At 63.3% G+C, this 25,361-nt stretch carries 1 protein-coding gene; it reads left to right on the top strand.

What is annotated here, in order from left to right; all coding sequences use genetic code 11:
- Positions 1-805 precede the first annotated feature (805 nt).
- Positions 806-25,177, top strand: coding sequence for a non-ribosomal peptide synthase/polyketide synthase (locus GO592_RS19110; RefSeq protein WP_337952676.1), 24,372 nt, complete (start codon positions 806-808; stop codon positions 25,175-25,177).
- The last annotated feature ends 184 nt before the right edge of the window (positions 25,178-25,361 follow it).

Genomic DNA, 25,361 nt, shown 5'->3' with positions numbered 1-25,361 from the left:
CGGGCTTTGGTAGACACAGTGGTTGGTGAAAACTGTGGTCACGGGGCAGTGATCGTTCAACGACCGCGATCGGCCGCTGGGCCGGTATGCATCGTGCACGGAAGGCAGTCGGAGGTGGGCAATGAATCTGGGTGCGTCAGTTGTACACCTGGCAAAAATCCGACTCTCGGTATGGTATCTGGGCTTCATTTGTACCCCAACCCTGGAATGTGGTTGGCCCTGTTAAACATGTGCGCGTCACACGTCGAATTTAAGCGTGGTTCTGGAAGTATCGAGGGTTGGGTAGCTCACACCGTCGCCGGTAACGGTGGCACGTGGGACGTCGATATAGAGCCCGGTGTCGCTTCAGAACCGCACGAACCACCGACGAACGAGAGGAGGTCCGAGGTCGTGATCGCGACGGAGCTTCGAACCTCCGCCCCAGCCGTATACTTGGCTGCCGATTTGCACGGTGGCGAGCACCGATTGGGTGGCGGCTTGTCGGATCGATGAGAGAACGGAGCCACAGATGAACCCGCTCACCCTCTGCAGTTCGGGATGCCAGGACCTTCAAGGGTTCGGCCTCGCAGGCTATAGGGTTTCGGACATTCGTCTGACATCGACTCCGCGGTTGGTGGAAATCGCCGATCAATGCAGGTCGCAGCCCTCAACGTACGTCCGGACTCCGCAGGCCGGCCCTAGGTGATGGCATCCAGCATGTGATGGCACTCAGCGGAAAACAGGCCTAAACCGCGTGTCAGTGGTGAGGCGACGAAGAAAAGATGACACAGGCGACAATGCCAGTTGTTCGAGAATGGAGTAACCCGTGGGGTCGGTATCTGCAGTGGGTAGCAACGGTGCTCCAGAAGGGGTATTCGAGCTGTCAGCTGCGCAGCGCGGTATCTGGTTCGCTCAGCATGCGATGGGTGACGTTCCCTTCACAATCGCGCAGTACATCGAGCTCCAGGGTGACATCGATCTCGACCTGCTGACCGAGGCCAGCAAACGCACTGGGCGGGAATTCGGGTCCGGGTTCCTTCACCTCGTCGAGATCGATGGAGTCCCGTACCAGTACGTGGACAAGTCGCTCGACGACACCATCACCTATGTAGATCTGCGTAGCGAGGACGATCCCGCAGCGGTTGCCGAAACCTGGATGCGCGACAACTACAGCGCTTCGATCGACATGCTGGCGGACCGTCTCGTCGTCGTCTACCTTCTGCATCTGGGCGATAGTCATTTTTACTGGTACTGCCGCATCCACCATCTAGCGCTCGACGGATTCGGCATGATGGCGCTCGGCGCACGAACCGCCGAGATCTATTCCGCCCTGCTCGAAGGGACGGAACCGCCGGCATCCCGCGCCGAGGACCTCGCGCAGATCGTCCAGGACGAGCAGCGGTACCGCGTCTCAGACCGGTTCCTGAAGGACCGTGAGTACTGGGCTGAGCGCGCCGCACATCTCCCCGAGGCACCGAGCCTTGCCGGCCGCGCCGCGCCGGTGGGGAGCTTCTCCCGCGTTGCCTCAGAAGCGTTGCCTGATTCCACCGCTGAACTCCTCGAGGTGGTGTCCGGTGGCGGTGCCGGCTCCACCCCGGTCGTGGTTGCCGCATTCGCCGCTTACCTCGCACGCATGACCGACCGCGACGACGTCGTGTTGAGCCTGCCCGTCTCAGCTCGCACCACGGCAGCCCTCCGCCGATCCGGGGGCATGGTTTCGAACATCGTCCCGCTGCGATTGCGGATCACACCGGAGATGACCGTTCCCGAATTGGTCAAGAGCGTTCAACTCGCGCTGACCGGGGCGCTGCGGCGCCAGAGATACCGCCACGAGGACATCCGGCGCGACGCCGGTGCAGCACAGGGTCAACGCGGCTCCTTCGGCCCCTCGATCAACATCATGATGTTCACCAGCGAGATCAAGTTGGGCACGGTGATAGGGCAACAGAACGTCCTCACGACCGGTCCTATCGAGGATCTCTCACTCAATATCTACCAGGGAGCGTCTGGGGGTGGGACGCATATCGATTTCGAGGCGAACCCGAACCTATACTCACAAGCCGAACTCGACCGCCATCACGAGCGGTTCTTCGACTTCTTCGAGCGTTTCCTGACCGCCGGTGACGACGTGCCGGCGTCGCAGATCTCTGTTATGGGCGACGTCGAATCCGCGCAGGTGGTTGCAGGCTGGAACGGAATCGATGTCGGAACCCATGCGGGCACGGTTATCGATCTGTTCGACGCTCAGGTAACCCGTACTCCGGACGCTACCGCGCTCGTATTCGAAAACGAGAAGCTGACATATTCCGAGTTCGACGCGCGGGCCAATCGTCTTGCACGTGTCCTGATCGAACGCGGTGTGGGGCCCGAATCGACGGTGGGACTTTCCATCCGACGATCGTTCGAATTGATGATCGCGTTGTACGCAGTCGTCAAGGCGGGCGGTGCCTACGTGCCGCTTGATCCAGACCATCCGGCAGACCGCACGGCGTACATCCTCGAAAGCGCGCGGCCGCTCTGCATTCTGACGGTGTCACGGGACGGACTGACTATACCCGCCGGTTATGATGTCATCGACGTCGACAACGTCGCTCTGCAGGACGTTCCCGCGGACCAGATCCGGGACGAGGAGCGCATCTCGCGGCTTCTGCCCACGAACTCCGCCTACCTCATCTACACGTCGGGATCGACGGGTCGGCCCAAGGGTGTCGTAGTCAGCCACGCCTCTTTGCTCAATCAAATCGCCTGGATCACCGACCGGTACGGGTTCGGGCCGTCCGACGTCGTGCTCCAGAAGACGCCGACGACGTTCGACGTGTCGGTGTGGGAACTGTTCGCCCCGCTCACGGTGGGAGCGCGGCTCGTTGTGGCAGCGCCGGACGGGCATCGCGATCCGAGCTACCTCGCAGACGTGATTGCCCGCGAAGAGGTGACCGCCACGTCGTTCGTTCCTTCGATGCTGACGGTGTTCGTCGCCGAAGCGTCACAGGAGCGACTCGCAAGCCTCCGGGTTGTGCTCGTTGCGGGCGAGGCCTTTCCCTCTTCGCTCGCATCAGCCTTCCGTACGGTGTGCAATGCTGAACTGCACAACCTGTATGGACCGACCGAGTTCACGGTGCACGCGACTGCGGGTGCGGTCCAGCCGGACTGGCAGGGCCCGGTAGCGATCGGTACCCCGGTGTGGAACACCCAAGCATACGTACTCGACGGACACTTGCGTCCCGCTCCGGTGGGGACCACTGGTGAGTTGTACCTCGCTGGGTTGCAGATCGCGCGTGGGTATGGGGGCAGGCCGGATCTCACCGCGGAACGCTTCGTGGCCAACAAGTTCGACCCCGCAGGGTCGAGATTGTACCGAACCGGCGACCTGGTCAAGTGGCGCGTCGACGGCAGCCTCGAATACGTCGGACGCACCGACTTCCAGGTGAAGGTGCGAGGTCTCCGCATCGAATTGGGTGAGATCGAGGCTGCTATCTCCTCGTATCCCCATGTCGCGCAGGCCGTCGTCGTCGCGCACGACGGCACGCTGGGTCGACGGCTGGTAGGTTACGTTGTCCCCGAACACGGTTTCGACGTTGACGTCGCCGGCGTCACCGCACACGTGTCCCACTCCGTGCCTGCGTACATGGTTCCAGACGTTCTCATGGTCATCGCCGAAGTGCCTTTGAGTGCGAGCGGTAAGGTCGACCGGAACGCCCTCCCAACGCCGGTATTCGCACCGGATGCGAGCGAGTACATCGCGCCACGAAGCCCGATGGAAGAGTCGATCGCCGATCTTTTCGCGGAGGTTCTCGGGACCTCACGCGTGAGCGTCGGAGAGTCGTTCTTTGCGCTTGGCGGCGACAGTATCGTCGCGATCCAGCTTGTTTCCCGTGCAAAGGAAGCTGGCGTCCACTTCACCGCCCGCGACGTCTTCGAACGGAAGACCGTGGCCTCCCTCGCCGAAGTCGCTGCGTCCGCCATGGATTCGGCGGCCATCCACGTTCTCGAGGAGCTTCCCGGAGCGGGCATCGGCTCGATGCCGTTGATGCCGGTCGTGCAGTGGATGACTGAACTGGGAGGTGACTTCAACCGCTTCTCCCAATCGATGCTGTTGACGCTGCCACTGGGGGTGGATCGTGAACGAATGGTACGTACGCTAGAAGCCGTCGTTGATCGCCACGACGCTCTGCGGTCGACATTGCGGAGCGACAACTCGCCGGCCGGCTGGCGATTCGAGGTCGGACCGGTCGGTTCGGTCGACGTTGCCCGACTGCTGGATCGCGTAGAGTTCCGTGAGGGCCCGGGTACCGCCACGTTCGAGTCCCTAGTGGCCCACGCTTGCGGACGCGCCGTCGACCTGTTGGATCCTGCCGCGGGTTCTGTGGTGCGTTTCGTCTGGTTCGCCCCCGCGGAGGACCCAGCTCATGACGAGTCCGATGCCCTGCCGCCCACGGGCCGACTCCTGGTGGTTATTCACCATCTCGCTGTTGACGGGGTCTCCTGGCGAATTCTTGTCCCCGATTTCATCGCGGCGTGGGGACAGGCCGCAACCGGTGCGGATCCCCTGCTGCCAGCTGTGGGTACCTCGGTGCGTCGATGGGCTCACGGGCTCGCCGACAACGCTCGGAGCACGAGACGCGTTGAGGAACTAGATTTCTGGAAGGGCACCCTCCAGGGTTCCGACCCGCTCATCGGCTCGCGTGCACTCGACGGTAGAGATGTGGTGTCGACGACGCGTCGGGTAAGCCTGGAGATGTCGGCCGATGTCACGAACGGACTCGTGACCACTCTGCCTCGAGTCTTCCGCGGTGGCGTTAACGACGGTCTGCTCACGGCTCTCGCGCTCGCCATCGGGAAATGGCGGGCCGGGCAAGGTATTTTGGACGCATCGACCCTCGTGCACCTCGAGGGGCACGGGCGTGAGGAGTTCGTGCTGCCCGGTGCCGACTTGTCGCGGACGGTGGGCTGGTTCACGAGTATGTTCCCAGTCCGACTGTCGACTCCCGGCCTGGACCTCGACGACGCCCTCTCCGGCGGATTAGCGGCAGGCACGGCAATCAAGTGGGTCAAGGAACAACTAGCCTCGGTGCCCGAGAATGGTATCGGCTATGGGCTGCTGCGCTACCTCAATCCCGACACGCGCACGATTCTTGCGGCGCTTCCGAACCCGCAGATCAGCTTCAACTACCTCGGTCGGACTACGGTGGGCGACATCCCGGAGGTGCTGCGGGCATCGGGATGGATTCCTGACACCGAATCGATGGAGTTTACCGGCACCCGCAATAGTGGTATGCCAGTCCACTTCGCGTTGGATATCAACGCAATGATTGTGGATGTCGAAGGCGAGCAACGACTCTCGGCGACCGTCGACTTCCCGGAAGGCGTGCTGAGTACGTCGGACGTCGAGCACTTCGTGGGACTCTGGCAGCGGGCTTTGGAAGGCGTGGTCGAACACGCGTCGAGGCCGGGCGCCGGCGGGCGAACGCCGTCTGACCTCGATCTGGTGACGCTGAGCCAGCGGCGGATCGAGACTCTCGAGGAAAACTACCCTGCACTGGCGGACGTGTGGTCGCTCGCTCCACTGCAGGCCGGACTTCTCTTCCACTCCGCCCTCGCGGTCGGGGCAACGGATGTGTACACGACCCAACTGGTCATGGACCTTGGCGGCTCGGTCGATGCGGAGCGGTTGCGCCGCGCCGCGGAGGCACTCATCGCCCGGCATCCCACTCTGCGCACGGCCTTCGTCTACGACGAGGAAGGTACCGGCCTGCAGTTGGTTGTCGATTCCGTGGAAGTGCCATGGAAAGCCGTCGATCTCAGAGGAATGCCCGAAGCTGCCTACAAGGCTGAGCTTGCCGCGCTGACGCTCGCCAATCGGACGGATCGGTTCGACATGGCTGCGCCGCCTCTCGTGCGATTCATGCTCGTGCGCACGGCAGAGGATCGTTACCGTTTTGCCGTCACTAATCACCACATACTGCTCGACGGCTGGTCGCTGCCGATTCTCATCCAGGACCTGCTTACGCTTTATGCGGTGGACAGTGACGTGTTCGCGCTTCCACAGCCACGTCCGTACCGCAGTTACCTCGAGTGGCTTGGTGAGGAGGACTCGCGGAATTCGGTGGCCGCGTGGGTACAGGCGCTCTCGGGCGTCGACGAGCCGACACTGCTAGTTGCGCACAACGCAGCGCCGACATCGGCGCCCGCCGAACTCGTCGTTGATCTGTCGGACGAACTTCTCGCCGCGATGACAGAACTCTCACGCGACCTCGGTATCACCTTGAATACTCTCGTACAGGCCGCGTGGGGAATCGTACTCGGCAGGCTCACCGGCAAGGACGACGTGGTATTCGGCACCACCGTCTCGGGCCGCCCTCCGCAGGTACCGGGCGTCGAGTCGATGCTGGGACTCTTCATCAACACCCTGCCGGTGCGGGTGCAGGTCCGGCCAGGCGACGACGTGCGTGCGTTGCTGCAACGCATCCAGCTCGAGCAGTCGCGCCTGCTCGAGCATCACCATGTAGGACTGTCGGAGATTCAGCAGGAAATCGGACTCAAGTCGCTGTTCGACACACTCATGGTCTTCGAGTCGTACCCACTCGACCGTGAAGCGCTCACCCGAAACTCCGACATCGAGGGTTTGCAGGTTCTCGATGTCAAGTCCAACGACGCCACGCACTATCCGCTGGCGATCATCGCGATGACGGACCCCCAACTGCACCTGAACGCTAAATACCTTCCCGACCTACTCACTGCTGCCACGGTCGAGGAGATCATGGCTCGGGTGATCCGTGTCCTCGAAGCCCTATCGGCCGACGACAGCACCCAGATAGACGATATCGAGGTTCTCGGTGCCGCCGAGCGTGAGTTGGTGTTGGCGGGGTGGAACGAGTCGTCGTATCCGGTGGATGCGGGGGCGACGTTGGTGTCGTTGTTCGATGCGCAGGTGGCGCGGACTCCGGATGCTGTTGCGGTGGTGTTCGCTGGTGAGTCGTTGTCGTATGCGGAGTTCGATTCTCGGGTGAATCGTCTTGCCCGGTATTTGATTTCGGTGGGTGTGGGTCCGGAGTCGACGGTGGCGGTGGCGTTGCGTCGGTCGGTGGATCTGTTGGTGGGTGTGTACGCGGTGCTCAAGGCCGGTGGCGGGTATGTGCCGGTGGATCCTGATCAGCCTGTCGAGCGCAACGCTTATATCGTCGAGACGGCGGCGCCGGTGTGTGTGTTGGCGACCCAGCGCGACGGTGTGGAGGTCGCGGGGTCGGTGTGTTGCATCGACACGCTGGATGTGTCGGGGTTCTCGGATGCTCCGATTACGGATGGGGACCGGTTGGTGCGGTTGCGTCCGGAGAATGCGGCGTATGTGATCTTCACGTCGGGGTCGACGGGTCGCCCGAAGGGTGTGGCGGTCAGTCATGCGGCGGTGGTCAACCAGGTGTTGTGGCTGACCGACCGCTATGGGATGGGTGCGGCTGATGTTGTGTTGCAGAAGACGCCTGCGACTTTCGATGTGTCGGTGTGGGAGTTGTTCGGCACGTTGTTGGTGGGTGCTCGACTTGTGATTGCGCGGCCGGACGGGCACCGCGATCCGGAGTATCTGGCTGGGGTGATCGAGGATGAGTCGGTCACGATGACCTCGTTCGTGCCGTCGATGCTGCCGGCGTTCGCCTCGGCGCTCGGGGCGCGGAGTGCAGCGTCGCTGCGTGCTGTTCTGGTGGCGGGTGAGGCGTTGCCGACCGCGGTGGTCGATGGATTTGCGTCGGTGTGCTCGGCGCAGTTGCACAATCTGTATGGGCCGACGGAGTTCGCGGTCCATGCCACTGCCCGCTCGGTGGACGGTGCTGTGGGGGTGAGTGTTCCGATGGGGTCACCGGTGTGGAACACGAAGGCGTACGTGCTTGATGCGCGGTTGCGTCCTGTGCCGATCGGTGTGGCGGGTGAGTTGTACCTCGGGGGCGTTCAGAGTGCACGTGGGTATGTGGCGCGTCCGGATCTGAGTGCGGAGCGGTTCGTGGCCGATCCGTTTGGCGGTGGCGGTCGTCTGTATCGCACGGGTGATTTGGTGTCGTGGTCAGCGGATGGTGAGCTTGTCTACCACGGGCGGACTGATTTCCAGGTCAAGGTGCGCGGGCTGCGGATCGAGTTGGGTGAGATCGAGGCGGTGTTGTCGTCCGAGGCGTCGGTTCGGCAGGCGGTTGTGGTGGTGCGTGCGGCTGCGGCGGGGGAGCAGTTGGTGGCGTATGTGGTTGCGGTCGATGGTGCTGCACTCGATACGCGGGCATTGGCGGAGACCGTCGGGCGGTCGTTGCCGTCGTACATGGTGCCGGATGTGTTTGTGGTGCTCGAGGCGTTGCCGTTGAATGCGTCGGGGAAGTTGGATCGGAAGGCGTTGCCGGCGCCGGTGTTCGAGGCGCGGGTGTTTCGGGCGCCGTCGACGCCGGTGGAGGAGATTGTCGCCGGAGTGTTCGCGGATCTGCTCGGGGTGGAGCGGGTCGGTGCGGATGATGATTTCTTCGCGCTGGGTGGTAATTCGTTGATCGCGACGCAGTTGGTGGCGCGGGTGGGTGCGGCGCTCGAGACGTCGGTTCCGGTGCGGGTGTTGTTCGAGGCGCCGTCGGTGGCGGGGTTGGCTGCTCGGGTCGAGCAGCGTTCTGGTGTGGGTGGTCGGGTGCCGTTGGTGGTGCAGGAGCGTCCGGGGCGGGTGCCGTTGTCGTTGGCGCAGCAGCGGATGTGGTTCTTGAACCGGTTCGACACGGACTCGGCGGTCAACAACATCGCGGTGGCGATTCGGTTGACCGGTGATCTGGATGTGGCGGCGTTGCAGGCGGCGGTGGCCGATCTGGTGGGTCGTCACGAGGTGTTGCGGACGGTGTATCCGGAGGTCGACGGGGTCGGATTTCAGCAGATCCTGCCGGCGCACCGGGCCGTCCCGAATCTGGAACCTGTTGTCGTTTCGGAATCAGAGATTGTCCGGCGCGTCGGGGAGGTAGTGTCTCGTGGGTTCGATGTGACGTCGCAGGTGCCGGTTCGGGCCGGGTTGTTCGCTGTGTCTGGCTCGGAGCATGTGCTGGTGTTGGTGGTCCACCACATTGCGTCCGATGGTTTTTCAATCCGCCCGTTGACGCGGGATGTGATGGTGGCGTACGAGGCACGGATGCGGGGTGAGGGGCCGGGGTGGTCTCCGCTCCCAGTGCAGTACGCGGATTTCGCGTTATGGCAGCGGCAGGTGTTGGGATCGGAAGATGATCCGGCGTCGCTGATTTCGCAGCAGGAGGCGTTCTGGAAAGACGCACTTGCCGACTCGCCGGACCAGCTGGATCTACCGGTGGACCGGCCCCGCCCTGCTGTGGCGTCCCATCGCGGAGCGACGTATTCGTTCGAATTTCCGGCGCCCCTGTTTGCGAAGCTTAATGAGTTGGCGGCGTCGAATGGGTCGACGCTGTTCATGGTGGTGCATTCAGCGTTGGCGGTGTTGCTGACGAGGTTGTCCGGTACGTCCGACATCGTCGTGGGCACGCCGGTCGCCGGTCGCGGCGAACAGGCGCTCGACGATCTGGTGGGCATGTTCGTGAACACGTTGGTGTTGCGCACCGAGGTCGATGGTGGTGCGCGGTTCACGGATGTGCTGTCGCGGGTGCGGGAGACGGATTTGCAGGCGTTCGGGCACGCGGATGTGCCGTTCGAGCGGTTGGTGGAGGTGCTGAACCCGGCGCGGTCGCAGGCCCGGCATCCGCTCTTCCAGGTGGCGTTGGGGTTCCAGAACTTGGGGCAGACGTCCTTGGAGTTGCCGGGTCTGAGTGTGACCTCGATGGATGCCGATGTTGCGATAGCGAAGTTCGATCTGCAGTTCACGTTCGCGGAGGTTGTCGGGGAGGAAGGCCGCACGGCGGGTTTGGCGGCCGAGATTACGTATGCGACTGATTTGTTCGATGAGGCGACGGTGGCTGGATTCGCGGCTAGGTTGATACGGATCGTGGATGCGGTGACGTCGGATCCAGCGGTCGTGGTGGGGGACATCGACATCCTCGGTACCGGCGAACAACGCGCATTGACAGCGGTATGTGGTTCTACTGCCACCCGTAACGCGACGTTGGCGCAGATTCTCAGCGAGGCCGCAGCGGTTGACGGCGATGCGGAGGCGCTGCGCTTCGAAGGTAGGTCGGTGACCTATCGGGAGCTCGACGATTTGTCGTCGCGCTGGGCGAGGGTACTGATCGGGCGCGGTGTTGGCCCAGACGACGTGGTGGCGATTGCAGTGCCACGGTCGATCGAATCGGTGGTCGCGATATGGGCGGTCGCGAAGGCGGGTGCCGCTTTCGTTCCGGTCGATCCGAGCTATCCGGTTGACCGGGTGCTGCACATGGTCACCGATTCCGGGGCGGTCGTGGGGTTCGCTACACGTCCTGTCCTCGCGGATTTGCCAGGCGAGGTGCCGTGGCTCGTACTCGACGACGAGTCGGACATCGAGGGTGTCCAGGGTGGCGTGGTTGTCGACGACGAGCGCGTGCGCTCCCTGCAATATGCGCATCCGGCCTACGTGATCTACACGTCGGGTTCGACGGGCAAACCCAAGGGCGTCACCGTGACTCACCAGGGCCTGGCGAACCTGGCAGCCGAGGAACGTTACCGTCTCGCCGTCACTTCCGACTCACGAGTACTGCACTTCGCGTCGCCAAGTTTCGACGCATCGGTGTTCGAGCTCGTGATGGCGCTCTGTGCTGGAGCGTCACTGGTGATCGTGCCGCCAACGATCTACGGTGGAGAAGACCTCGCTCGGCTACTGCGAGACGAGCAAGTGTCGCATGGATTCGTCACCCCCACGGCGCTCGCGACGATGGATCCTCTCGGATTCGAGTCGCTGCGGACTCTGGTAGTGGCCGGTGAACCGTGCACGCCGGAACTTGTAGCGCGATGGGCGCCGGGCCGGCGGATGTTCAATGCGTACGGACCGACCGAGACGACGATCATGTCAAACATCAGTGCCGCGTTGGCGCCGGATGCAGGAGTGACAATCGGTCGCCCGATCCGGGGAATGTCGGCGTTGGTGTTGGATGCCCGCCTGCGGCCCGTGCCGACGGGAGTCGCGGGCGAGTTGTATCTGTCCGGTGATTCTCTGGCCCGCGGATACCACAACCGGTCCGGTTTGACCGCGGAGCGCTTCGTGGCCAATCCTTTCGGTGACGCCGGTTCGCGGTTGTATCGTACGGGCGACGTCGTCCGGTGGACGCCGGATCTCGATCTCGAGTATGTAGGGCGAGCCGACTTCCAGGTGAAGATACGTGGCTTCCGGATCGAACTGGGTGAGATCGACGCCGTGCTGTCGGCGCACAACGCTGTGAAATTCGTTGCGACGATTGGGCGCTCGGGGCCGTCGGGGGCGACAGTCCTCGTATCGTATGTGGTGCCCGTGGCCGGCGAAACCATCGAGTCGGTCGAGTTGATGGATCTGGCCGCCAGGTCATTGCCGTCATACATGGTACCGTCTGCCACAGTCGTCCTCGATTCGGTTCCGTTGACGCCTGCGGGGAAGTTGGATCGGAAGGCGTTGCCGGCGCCGGTGTTCGAGGCGCGGGTGTTTCGGGCGCCGTCGACGCCGGTGGAGGAGATTGTCGCCGGAGTGTTCGCGGATCTGCTCGGGGTGGAGCGGGTCGGTGCGGATGATGATTTCTTCGCGCTGGGTGGTAATTCGTTGATCGCGACGCAGTTGGTGGCGCGGGTGGGTGCGGCGCTCGAGACGTCGGTTCCGGTGCGGGTGTTGTTCGAGGCGCCGTCGGTGGCGGGGTTGGCTGCTCGGGTCGAGCAGCGTTCTGGTGTGGGTGGTCGGGTGCCGTTGGTGGCGCAGGAGCGTCCGGGGCGGGTGCCGTTGTCGTTGGCGCAGCAGCGGATGTGGTTCTTGAACCGCTTCGAACCGGAGTCGTTCGCTTACAACATCCCGATGGCGATTCGACTCACCGGATCGTTGGACACGAATGCCCTCCAGACGGCTCTGAACGATGTGATCGCGCGACACGAATCACTGCGCACCATCTATCCGGAATGCGCTGGTACCGGATATCAACAAGTCCAGCATGCCGAAGAGGCTGCGCGTACCGTCAACCCGATCGCGGTCTCGGAGTCGGATCTACCGCAGGTGCTTACGGAGTTGGCAATGACCACCTTCGACCTGGCCTCCCAAACGCCACTTCAGGTTCGGCTGTTACAGCTCTCAGATGATCAGTTTGTGCTGGTGCTGGTGATCCACCACATTGCTGCTGATGGTTACTCATTCGGTCCGCTTGTACGCGACGTGATGGTCGCATACGAGGCGAGGTCCCGCGGTGAGATGCCGGGCTGGGATCGACTGTCGGTGCAGTACGCGGATTTCAGCCTGTGGCAGCGTCATGTCCTGGGATCGGCAGACGACCCCGCGTCACTGATTTCGCGACAGGAAGCCTTCTGGAAGGCCGCGTTGTCGGGTTTGCCGGATCAACTTGATCTGCCCACCGACCGCGCGAGGCCTGTGGTGGCGTCCGGGCGTGGTGCGACGTATCGGTACGTGGTTGATGGCGATGTTGTCTCGGATCTGAATGCGGTTGCTGCATCGCATAATTCGACGTTGTTCATGGTGGTGCAGTCGGCGTTGGCGGTGTTGTTGGCGCGGTTGTCGGGTTCGTCTGATGTGGCGATTGGTACGCCGGTTGCTGGTCGTGGTGAGCAGGTGCTCGACGATCTGGTGGGTATGTTCGTGAACACGTTGGTGTTGCGGACCGAGGTCGATGGTGGGGCGTCGTTCGCGGATGTGCTGTCCGGGGTGCGGGAGGCGGATCTGCAGGCGTTCGGGCATGCGGATGTGCCGTTCGAGCGGTTGGTGGAGGTGCTGAACCCGGCGCGGTCGCAGGCCCGGCATCCGTTGTTCCAGGTCGCGCTGTCATTCCAGAACTTGCCGGTGCCAGAGCTCGACCTGGCAGGTATTTCTGTCGGTGGTATCGAGTTCGATGCGGCGGTCGCGAAGTTCGATCTGCAGTTCGGTTTCGCTGAGTCTGTAGGTGTGGATGGTGTGCCTGCGGGTCTTGCGGCCGAGGTCACGTATGCGACTGATTTGTTCGATGCGTCTACGGTGGCGGGGTTCGCGGATCGGTTGGTGCGGTTGCTCAAGGTGGTTGCGGCTGATCCGGGTGTGGTTGTCGGTGATGTGGAGTTGCTCGACGCTGGTGAGCGTGAGTTGGTGGTGTCGGGGTGGAATGCGACGGATCATGTGGTTGGTGGTTCGTTGACGTTGGTGGATTTGTTCGATGCGCAGGTGGCGCGGACTCCGGATGCTGTTGCGGTGGTGTTCGCTGGTGAGTCGTTGTCGTATGCGGAGTTCGATGCGCGGGTGAACCGGCTTGCGCGGTATTTGATTTCGGTGGGTGTGGGTCCGGAGTCGTTGGTGGCGTTGGCGATGGCGAGGTCGGTGGATCTGGTTGTCGGGATGTATGCGGTGGTCAGGGCGGGTGGCGCGTATGTGCCGATGGACCCGGATCATCCCGCGGACCGGATCGACCACATCCTCGAGACTGCGTCACCGGTGGCGGTTTTGACGACCTCGCGGGATGGTTTCGAGGCGGCGGGGCAGGACTCTGTATTGATCGACATTCTCGATCTGTCGGATTTTGGGGCGGCGCCGGTGACCGATGCGGAGCGTGTGTCGCCGTTGCGGGTGGACAGTCCTGCGTACGTCATCTTCACCTCGGGGTCGACGGGTCGGCCGAAGGGTGTGGCGGTGTCGCATCGGGCGATCGTCAACCAGGTGTTGTGGATGCAGCACGAGTACGGAATTGACGAGTCGGATGTGTACTTGCAGAAGACCGCGACGACCTTCGATGTGTCGTTGTGGGGGTTCTTTGTTCCGTTGATCGCGGGTGCACGGTTGGTGGTGGCCGACCCGGACGGGCATCGTGATCCGGTGTACCTGGCGCGGATGGTGGGCGAGCACTCGGTGACGGTCACTGATTTCGTGCCGTCGATGTTGACGGTGTTCGCGTCGTCGGTGTCGGCGGAGTCGTTGGGTTCGTTGCGGCATGTGTTCGTGATCGGTGAGGCGTTGCCGGTGGAGACGGCGCGTGCGTTCGGGGCGATCAGCGATGCCGGGTTGCACAACCTGTACGGCCCTACCGAGGCGACGGTGAGTATCACCTATCGTCGGGTGGATGGTTCGGAGTCGGTGGGGGTGCCGATCGGTGTGCCGGAGTGGAATTCGCAGGTGTTCGTGTTGGATGCGCGGCTGCGTCCGGTGTCGGTGGGGGTGCCGGGTGAGTTGTATCTGGCGGGTGTGCAGTTGGCGCGCGGGTATGTGGGTCGTGCGGATCTGACGTCGGAGCGGTTCGTGGCGAATCCGTTCGGTGTGGTGGGGGAGCGGTTGTATCGCACCGGTGATCTGGTGCGGTGGAGTGCGTCGGGTGAGTTGGAGTACATCGGGCGTACGGATTTCCAGGTGAAGTTCCGTGGTCAGCGGATCGAGTTGGGGGAGATCGAGACGGCGTTGTTGGTGCAGCCGTCGGTGTCGCAGGCGGTTGCCGTGGTCGCGGAGACTGCGGCGGGTGATCAGCTTGTCGGTTATGTGGTCGCTGCTGCGGGGTGCACGGTTGATGCGGCGGAGTTGAAGGATGCTGTTGCGGGGGTGTTGCCGGCTTATATGGTGCCGTCCGCGTTGGTGGTGCTCGATGAGTTCCCGTTGAATACGAGTGGGAAGTTGGATCGGAAGGCGTTGCCGGCGCCGGTGTTCGAGGCGCGGGTGTTTCGGGCGCCGTCGACGCCGGTGGAGGAGATCGTTGCTGGGGTGTTCGCCGAGGTGCTCGGGGTGGAGCGGGTCGGTGCGGATGACGACTTCTTCGCACTGGGCGGTAATTCGTTGATCGCGACTCAGGTGGTGGCGCGGCTCGGCGCGGCGCTGGATACCCAGGTTCCGGTGCGAATGGTGTTCGAGGCGCCGTCGGTGGCAGGGTTGGCTGCGCGGGTCGAGCAGCATGCTGGTGTGGGTGGTCGGGCGCCGTTGGTGGCACAGGAGCGTCCGGAGCGGGTGCCGTTGTCGTTGGCGCAGCAACGGATGTGGTTCCTGAACCGGTTCGACATGGAGTCCGCGGCGTACAACGTTCCGTTGGCAATCCGATTGTCGGGTGGTTTGGACGTGCCAGCTCTCCAGGCAGCAGTGGCGGATGTGTTCGGACGTCACGAGGTGTTGCGAACGGTGTACCCGGAGACCGCGGACGGTCCGATCCAGGTGGTAGTGCCGGTGCCAGAGGCAGTGCCGGACCTGACCCCGGTTTGGGTGTCCGAGGACGAGATCAGTGGTCGAGTGACTGGGTTGGTCTCGGCAGGGTTCGATGTGACGGCTTCGGTGCCTGTGCGGGTGGGGTTGTTCGCATTGGCGGATGACGAGTTCGTACTGGCTTTCGTGGTGCATCATGTGTCGGCGGACGGTTCTTCGATGGGTCCGTTGGCGCGGGATGTGATGGTGGCGTATGCGGCGCGGTCGCGGGGTGAAGTCCCCGGTTGGACTCCGCTGGCGGTGCAGTACGCGGATTACGCGTTGTGGCAGCGGCAGGTGTTGGGATCGGATGATGATCCGAGTTCTATTGCAGCGCAGCAGGTCGCGTATTGGAAGTCTGCTTTGGCGGGGCTGCCGGATCAGCTGGAACTGCCCACTGATCGGCCGCGGCCGGCTGCGCAGTCGTTCCAGGGCGGCCGCGTGCCGATCGCCATCGACGCCGCGACTCACGAAGCCCTTGTGAGGCTCGCACGCGACACCAATTCCACGCTGTTCATGGTGATGCATTCGGCATTGGCGGTGTTGTTGGCACGGTTGTCGGGTACGTCGGATATTGCGATTGGTACGCCGATCGCCGGCCGCGGTGAGCAAGTGCTCGACGATCTGGTCGGCATGTTCGTCAACACGCTGGTGTTCCGCACTCAGGTTGATGCCGGGGCTGGGTTCGAGGTTGTGCTCGCGCGCGCGCGGGAGACGGATTTGCAGGCGTTCGCGCATGCGGATGTGCCTTTCGAGCGGTTGGTGGAGGTGCTCAATCCGGCGCGGTCGACGGCGCGGCATCCGTTGTTCCAGGTGGGTTTGTCGTTCCAGAATTTGGAGCAGACGACGTTCGAGTTGCCGGGTCTGTCAGTTTCGGCGTTGGATGCGGATACACAGATCTCTCAGTTCGATTTGCATCTCATCGTCACCGATCGTTATCAGGACGATGGCCGTGCCGCCGGAGTCGTCGGAACACTCACCTATGCAAAGGATCTCTTCGACCATTCGACCGCCGAAGGATTTGCCGACCGCTTGTCGAGAATCCTGCTGGCTGTTGCGGCCGATCCGGTTGCGCCGGTGGGGGATATCGAGGTTCTCGATGCCGGTGAGCGTGAGTTGGTGGTGTCGGGGTGGAATGCGACGGATCACGTGGTTGATGGTTCGTTGACGTTGGTGGATTTGTTCGATGCGCAGGTGGCGCGGACTCCTGATGCTGTTGCGGTGGTGTTCGCTGGTGAGTCGTTGTCGTATGCGGAGTTCGATGCGCGGGTGAACCGGCTTGCGCGGTATTTGATTTCGGTGGGTGTGGGTCCGGAGTCGTTGGTGGCGTTGGCGATGGCGAGGTCGGTGGATCTGGTTGTCGGGATGTATGCGGTGGTCAAGGCTGGGGGCGGGTATGTGCCGGTCGACCCGAGCCACCCTGCTGATCGGACTGGCTACATCCTCGAGACGGCGGCGCCGGTAGCCGTCTTGACATCGTCGGTCGATCGGTTCGTTGCGCCTGCGGGTGTCCGGGTGACGGAGATCGATTCTCTCGACCTTGAGGGCGTGTCGGATGCGCGGGTGACTGATGAGGAGCGGTTGTCGCCGTTGCGGTCGTCGAATACGGCCTACGTCATCTTCACTTCGGGGTCGACGGGTCGGCCGAAGGGTGTGGCAGTGACGCATCGGGCGGTTGCGAATCAGTTGTTGTGGAAGCGAGACGCGTATTCGATCGATGGGTCGGATGCGGTGTTGCTGAAGACTGCGGCGACGTTCGATTTGTCAGTGTGGGAGTTCTGGTCGGCGTTGATGTCAGGTGCGCGACTGGTGATCGCCGCGCCGGACGGGCACAAGGATCCGGACTATCTGTTGCTGGTGTTGCGTGAGCAGAAGGTCACCACGTTGCACACGGTTCCGTCGATGCTCGAGATGCTGATGTCGGCCGCGTCCGGTGGGCCATTGTCGGCCTCGTTGCGGCGTGTGCTGGCGATTGGTGAGGCGCTACCGGCGGCGACGGTACGGGCGTTCGTGACGAACAACACCGCAGCGTTGGTCAATCTTTATGGCCCGACGGAGGCGGCAGTGTCGGTGACGGCGCATGCGGTGTCGGATCGGGACGTTGTTTCGGTGCCGATCGGTCGGCCGCAGTGGAATACGCGGGTGTTCGTTCTCGATGAGCGTCTCATGCCGACGGCGCCGGGTGTGACGGGTGAGTTGTATCTGGCGGGCGCGCAGTTGGCCCGCGGGTACCACGGTCGCGCGGAGTTGACTGCGGAGCGCTTTGTGGCGAATCCATTCCGTGCTTCCGGGGAACGGATGTATCGCACAGGTGATCTGGTGACGTGGAGCGAGGACGGTGAGCTCGAGTACGTCGGTCGTGCGGACTTCCAGGTTAAGGTGCGTGGTTTCCGCATCGAGTTAGCCGAGATCGAGGCGGCCGCAGCGGCAGATCCCGCGGTGTCGCAGGTAGCGGTAGTTGCACGCCACGACGCGCGGGTGGGGGACCGTTTGGTCGCGTATGTGGTCGCGTCAGCGGGTTCGTCGGTGGTGGTTGACGACCTGCGTGGTGAGTTGGGTCGGCGGTTGCCGTCATACATGGTTCCGGACGCGTTCGTTGTCCTCGATGCGTTGCCGTTGACAGTGAACGGGAAGTTGGATCGGAAGGCCTTGCCGGATCCAGTCTTCGAGGCGACGGTGTTTCGCGCGCCGGCAACGCCGGTGGAGGAGATCGTGGCGTCGGTGTTCGCAGATCTGCTCGGGGTGGAGCGGGTCGGTGCGGATGACGATTTCTTCGCCCTCGGTGGTAACTCGTTGATCGCGACACAGTTGGTGTCGCGGATCGGTGCGGCGTTGGATGCCCGGGTTTCGGTGCGGGTGGTGTTCGAGGCGCCGTCGGTGGCGGCGTTGGCTGCGAGGGTCGAGGAACACGTCGGTGCGGGTGGAGGGGTGCCGCTGGTGGCACAGGAACGCCCTGAGCAGATTCCGCTGTCGCTGGCGCAGCAGCGGATGTGGTTCTTGAACCGGTTCGATCCCGGGTCCGCGGTGAACAACATTCCGGTGGCGATCCGGTTGTCGGGTGCATTGGATGTGTCGGCGTTGCGGGCTGCGGTGGCTGATCTGATCGGCCGCCACGAGTCGTTGCGGACGGTGTATCCGGAAACTGATGGTGTGGCGTCGCAGGTGATTATGCCTGCGGTGCAGGTTGTTCCGGACGTGATTCCAGTTCCGGTGCGGGTCGAGGACGTTAGTTCTCAGGTGATCGACGTGGTGTCCGCGGGGTTCGATGTAACCTCTGAAGTTCCGTTGCGGGCCGCGCTGTTCGAGATCGACGACAACGAACACGTGCTGGTTTTCGTTGTGCACCACATCGCCGGCGACGGGTTCTCGATGGGTCCGCTGACCCGTGACGTGATGGTGGCCTACTCGGCGCGTACTCGGGGCCAGGCTCCTGGGTGGGAGCCGCTGGCGGTGCAGTACGCTGACTACACATTGTGGCAGCGGAGTGTGCTCGGTTCGGAGGACGACCCGGAGTCGGTAATCGCACAGCAGATCGACTACTGGTCGACCACGCTAGCCGGGATGCCGGAGCAGCTCGACCTTCCCGCCGACCGCCCGCGACCGGCCCGCCAGTCGTTCGTGGGTAGCAGCACTATGTTCGACATCGATGCTGACACACACGGCGCGCTCGTTGAGCTGGCTCGTACTCACAACACGACGTTGTTCATGGTGGTGCACTCGGTTCTGGCCGTTTTCCTCTCGCGCCTCTCGGGTGCTTCTGATATCGCTGTCGGTACCCCCATTGCCGGCCGTGGTGAGCAGGTCCTCGACGACGTAATCGGGATGTTCGTCAACACACTGGTGTTGCGTACGCAGGTCGACTCTGGTGCGTCGTTCGCTGAGTTGTTGGCCACTGTCCGGGAGAACGACCTTCAGGCGTTCGCGCATGCAGATCTGCCGTTCGAGCGGCTGGTGGAAGTGCTCAACCCGGAGCGGTCGAACGCGCGTCATCCGTTGTTCCAGGTGGCATTGTCGTTCCAGAATGTGGCGGTGCCGGAGCTCGAGCTTGAGGGTCTGTCAGTGGCTGAGGTCGAGTTCGATTCCAAGACAGCGAAGTTCGATCTCTCGTTGACGATGCGTGAGCGCATTGAGGAATCAGGTCGGACTGCGGGTATCACCGCTGAATTTGCGTACGCATCCGATCTGTTCGACGCGGCGACCATGGATTCGTTCGTCGCCCGCTTCCAGCGGATCGTCGCCGGGGTCGTTTCCAGCCCGGACCGGCCCGTAGGTGACCTCGACGTGCTCTCGGACAGTGAGGGCGCTGCACTGACCGCCGTCGACACGGTGGACGCGATGCCGTTGCGAACCCTTGTCGACATCTTGACCGGTTCGTGCGCCGCGAATCCAGAAGCAGTTGCCGTCCGTTATGAGGGAACGTCATACACTTACCGTGACCTAGACGAACGTTCGAGCCGGTTGGCGCGAGTTCTGATCTCACGAGGTGCGGGTCCGGAGAACGTAGTAGCTCTAGCGTTCGGCCGGTCTTACGAGATGGTTCTCGCGGTCTGGGCGGTGGCCAAGTCGGGTGCCGCGTACGTTCCTGTCGATCCGAATTATCCGGAAGACAGAGTGCGCCATATGCTTTCGGATTCGGGTTCGCTCTTCGGCCTGACGTCGACTGTATTCGCGAGCGGTTTGCCGGACGACGTGCTCTGGATGATCGTGGACGATACCTCCTTCGATGCGGAGATCGCCGCACAATCGGCGGATATGGTGACAGACGACGATCGTTTGGTACCGATCCGTCCGGAACACGTTGCCTACGTGATCTACACGTCCGGGTCGACTGGTCTGCCCAAGGGAGTGAGTGGCACGCACCGCGGTCTTGCCGGTGTGCTGGACGACGCGGTCCGGCGGTACGGCGTGACCACACGGTCGCGATTCCTGCACATCTGTTCGCCAAGCTTCGATCCGTCGGTGCTCGAATGGATGGCCGCGTTCTCACAGGGTGCGACGCTGGTGATCGTGCCGTCGTCGGTGGCTGGCGGAACGGAACTTGCGGACCTTCTGCGTAGCGAAGGCGTGACACACACGATCATCACTCCGGCGGTGCTGGGTACGGTTGACCCGGAGGGGCTCGATCAGCTCGAGTCCGTGTCGGTGGGTGGCGATGTGACGCGGCCTGAGCTCGTCGCGAAGTGGCAGCCCGGGCGCAAGTACTTCAATGGTTACGGCCCTACCGAAACCACTATCATCTCCACTTTCGCGGAGCTGGTAGCGGGCGAGAGGGTGACTATCGGACGTCCGATCGCCGGCATGTCTGCGCTTGTGCTCGACTCGCGGCTGCATCCGGTCCCGGTCGGTGCATCTGGCGAGCTGTACTTCGCCGGTGCCGCGTTGGCCCGGGGATACCACCAGCGTCCGGGATTGAGCGCCGATCGTTTCGTGGCCAATCCCTACGGCGAGCCGGGGTCGCGAATGTACCGGACCGGTGACGTCGTGCGCTGGCTACCGCCCACAGTTGGTGGCGCACCAGGCGATGTCGCTGGTGAGCTCGAGTACGTGGGCCGATCCGATTTCCAGGTGAAGGTCCGCGGTTTCCGTGTCGAGCTCGGGGAGATCGACACGGTCTTGAGTGGTCATTCGACAGTCGAGTTTGCGGCGACCCTCGGCCGCGAGACCCCTTCGGGCACGACTGTTCTGGTGGCTTACGTGCTGCCGGTTCCGGGGACCACAGTCGACCCGGCCGAGTTGACCAAGTTCGTCAGCCGCACTCTGCCGTCGCACATGGTGCCGTCGACTGTCATCGTGCTCGACACCGTGCCCCTGACCGCGGTCGGAAAACTCGACCGAGATGCATTGCCGACGCCTGTGTTCGAGGCCACCGAGTCGCGATCGGCGGAGACCTACGTGGAACAGGTCATCGCTGAAGTGTTCGCGGAGGTGCTGGGGCTCGACCGAGTGGGCGTCGAGGATTCGTTCTTCGCCCTCGGCGGTGACAGCATCGTCTCGATTCAGCTGGTATCTCGTGCCAAGGCGCGGGGGGTCGTGTTCACGCCACGGGATGTGTTCGAACGCAAGAGTGTTTCGGGCCTTGCCGAGGTCGCGACACTAGCCGAGGCGGGCGCCGACGCGACCCTCGAGGAACTGCCCGGTGGCGGTGTTGGTTCGCTTCCGATGACGCCACTGATGCGGTCGTTCGTCGATTCGACAGCCGACTTCGAGCGCTTCTCGCAGTCGCTTTCCGTGAGACTGCCCGAGGGTATCGATCGTGCAGTCCTGAGCACCACGCTCCAGGCAGTGGTCGATCACCACGACGTGCTGCGTGCACGCGTTTGCCGGAACGACGCGGGCGAGTGGACCTTCGAGACGCTCGCCGTGGGAGCGGTCGATGCCGATCGGCTTCTCCGGCGCGTCCCGGTCGACGCACGTACGACGGAATCGGGTCTTACCGCACTCGCTTCCGCGGCGTTGGACGATGCCCTCGGAAGACTCGATACGGCGTCTGGTGTGATGGTCCAGTTCGTCTGGTTCGATTTCGAGCCCTCGGACGACGGCAGCAGCCGGCCGGGTGTGTTGTTGATCGTCGCGCACCACTTTGCTGTCGATGGAGTGTCGTGGCGTATCATCATCCCGGACCTCGCCACTGCCTGGTCGCAGATCGTGTCCGGTAGCACTGCCGAGTTGGCACCCGTCGGGACGTCGATGAGGCTATGGACCACGCGACTCGCCGACGAGGCGACCGCGCCGTCGCGCATCGCCGAAGTGGACGTGTGGCAGAGGATACTCGGGACCGGAGACGAGCCCCACATCGGAATTCGGGCATTCGACCCGGCAGCGGACACGATGCCCACCGTCGAACAGATCGAGGTAGATCTCCCGACCGATGTGACCGAGACCCTGCTGCGCACGATTCCGGCACGGTTCCACGGTGGGGTTAACGACGGGCTTCTGACCGCCCTGGCAATGGCTACGGCACGGTTGCGACGCGAGCAGGGTGTCGAGCGCACGTCCGCGCTCATTCGACTCGAGGGTCACGGCCGCGAAGAAGAAGTGGTGCCGGGTGCGGACTTATCCCGGACCGTGGGCTGGTTCACCACCGTATTCCCGGTACGGCTCGACGTCGTGGGGATCGACCTCGACGACGCATTCGCCGGTGGAAGGAGTGCCGGCGCTGCGATCAAGGCAGTCAAGGAACAGTTGGTCGCCATTCCTGACAAGGGATTGGGTTACGGGCTCCTTCGCTATCTCAATGGCGCGACGGCGACCGAGCTGTCGGGCACGGATACCGGCGAAATCAGCTTCAACTACCTCGGCCGCGTCACCGCCGGCGACGTGCCGGAAGCGCTTGCCGAGATGGGCTGGGCCCCGACGGAAGAACTCGGCGAGATTTCGGCGGTGACGGATGCCACCATGCCGGCCAACGCAGTCATCGACATCAACGCGATGGTGAAGGACGGCGTGGACGGGCCGCGTCTTGCTGCGCACTTCGGCTTCCCGGTGGGAGCGATCACCCGTGGCACAGTGTCCCGCCTGGCCGAGCTCTGGTCGGAGGCACTGGCCGCGTTGGCGCGGCACGTAGATCAGCCGGAGGCCGGTGGACTGACACCCTCCGATCTCCCGCTCGTGTCCGCGACCCAGAAGGACATCGACGCGTTCGAGTCGCGGTTCTCCTCGGTCGCCGACGTATGGCCGCTGTCTCCGTTGCAAGAGGGCCTGTTCTTCCACTCGATGATGTCCGAGTCGTCGGTCGACCTGTACACAATTCAGACCGTGCTGGAACTCGGCGGCGTGGTCGCCGCGGATCGGTTGCGTTCCGCGGCCGAGGCGATACTCAATCGGCACGCGAACCTTCGAACCGCGTTTGTCAGCGACTCGCTGGGAAAGACAGTCCAGGTCGTGCTCGATTCCGTCGATATCCCCTGGCGGGAGGTCGACCTCAGTTCGTGGGCGACCGACGAGCGGAGTGCCGAGATCGAGCGGCTCCTCGCCGAGGACCAGACCACTCGGTTCGACCTGGCTGCACCTCCCATGATGCGGTTCACGTTGGTCAGGACGGCGTCCGACCGGTGGACATTTGCTGTAACTACTCACCACATCCTGCTCGACGGGTGGTCGATGCCGCTCCTGATGCAGGACCTGCTGGTGCTCTATGCAGTCAAGGCAGATCAATCGCTTTTGCCGCGAGTCCGACCTTTCCGCAATTTTCTCGTCTGGCTCGGAGCGCGCGACCGGCAGAAGTCGTTGGAGACGTGGGCGAAGGCCATGGCCGGGTTCACCGAGCCGACGATTCTCGCGTCGGGAGCCTCGGGAGACGGCGACGGTAACGGCAAACACACTGCGGTGCTGTCGAAGCATCAGACGGACGCCGTCACAGCGACCGCGGCGCGGCTGGGCGTTACCGTCAACACCATCGTGCAGGCAGCGTGGGCGCTCTTGCTGGGTCGAATGACCGGACGCGCCGACGTGGCCTTCGGCGCGACAGTGTCCGGCCGGCCGGCCGATCTCGTGGGCGTCGAGTCCATGGTGGGCCTGTTCATCAACACCGTGCCCGTGCGAGTGCAGATCGACGATGGTGAGTCGGCTCAGCGCTTACTCACCTCCCTGCAGGGACAGCAAGCTGACCTGCTCGACCACCACTACGTCGGATTGACCGAGATTCAGCAGTCGGCGGCCCTTGGTGGGCTGTTCGACACGCTGCTGGTGTTCGAGTCGTATCCGGTCGACCGGGATGCGTTGACCGCAGCGAGTTCGGTCGATGGTCTCGAGGTCATCGGGGTCGGCGTCGAGGACGCCACGCACTACCCGATGACATTGTTGGTGGCCGCCGAGGAGTCGGTGGAATTCACCTTCAAGTATCAACTGAGGCTGTTTGGTGCCTCGGAGGTGGAGACGCTGAGTGACCGCTTCGTCCGCGTGCTGGACGCATTGGTCGCCGAGACGACGTCACTGGTCGGGAACATCGACATCCTCACGCGGCAAGAGCGTGAGGAGATCCTCGCAGCTTCGGCTGCACATACGGCACCGACGCAAGCTGCAATCGGCGACACCCATGTCAAGCAAGGAACGTCCGAGAATCTGGCGCAACTCCTTGCAGATGCGGTGGAGGATGACCCGGAAGCCCCTGCTCTGGTGTTCGCCGGCCGGGAGGTTTCGTACGCGGAACTCGACGGGCTGTCCTCGCAGCTCGCCCGCCTCCTGATCCGTCGACGGCTCGGGCCGGGGGACTTCGTCTGCGTCGCTATGGGGCGAACCGTCGAGTCGGTTCTCGCCAGGTGGGCTGTGGCGAAAACAGGAGCCGCCTTCGTGCCACTCGATCCGAACGCGTCGGCCGAGGAGTCGGATCGGATCGTCGGCTTGTCGGGGGCTACCCTCGGGCTCACCATGCGCGAGAATCGACAAGGGCTGCCAGGGCACATCGACTGGCTCGCCGTCGACGACCCCGAGGTTGTGAGCAGCGTCGCGAATGAGCAGGCACACCCGGTCTCGTATTTCGACCGGGTGAACCCGTTGCGCGCCGATCATCCGGCGTACGCGCTGTTCGAGCCGGGTGCGGACATCGGTATGGTTGTCCAGCAGGGCGGCCTGGCGGCCTTCCTGGAGTCCGAGCGCGATCGGTACTCCGTGACCTACGAGTCGCGAACGGTCCTCGCGGGACCCCCGTCGGCGGGTGTAGGGGTACTCGAATTCCTGCTGGCCGCAACCGCTGGTGCGGCAATGGTGATCGGAACGGACGGCGACTCTCCCGAGGAAGTCGCCTCGCTGCTCGAGACGGAGTGGGTAACCCATGCTTTCGTGCCATTGGACGTCCTGACCAGCGCCGATCCGGATGGGCTCGACGATCTGAAGGTTGTCGTGATACTCGGCGGGAACCGTAATCTTCCCCAGATCGATCGGTGGGCGGACGGAAGGGAGGTGTTCACGACCGACGATCCGACTGTTGCGACTGCCGATCCACGCAGCATTGTGTGACCTTGGGCTCGTCCTGTAACAGATCCAGGGATTCTGCGGATGAGGTACAGGGCAGTGGTCCAGTGTCGTCACGACGTCGACTACGCTGCTCGTTTTGGCGCTTTGCCAGCACACGACGACAGAGGTGAGCGATCTTTATGCATTCCCGCGAATTCGCAGTTGGCGAGGACGGCCGCAAGGGAAC

Origin of the sequence: Rhodococcus sp. 21391 (assembly GCF_016772255.1) — a bacterium.
Classification (GTDB): Bacteria; Actinomycetota; Actinomycetes; order Mycobacteriales; family Mycobacteriaceae; genus Rhodococcus_F; species Rhodococcus_F opacus.
The sequence above is the reverse complement of the archived record's forward strand: the minus strand, read 5'-3'. Positions and strand labels throughout refer to the sequence as shown.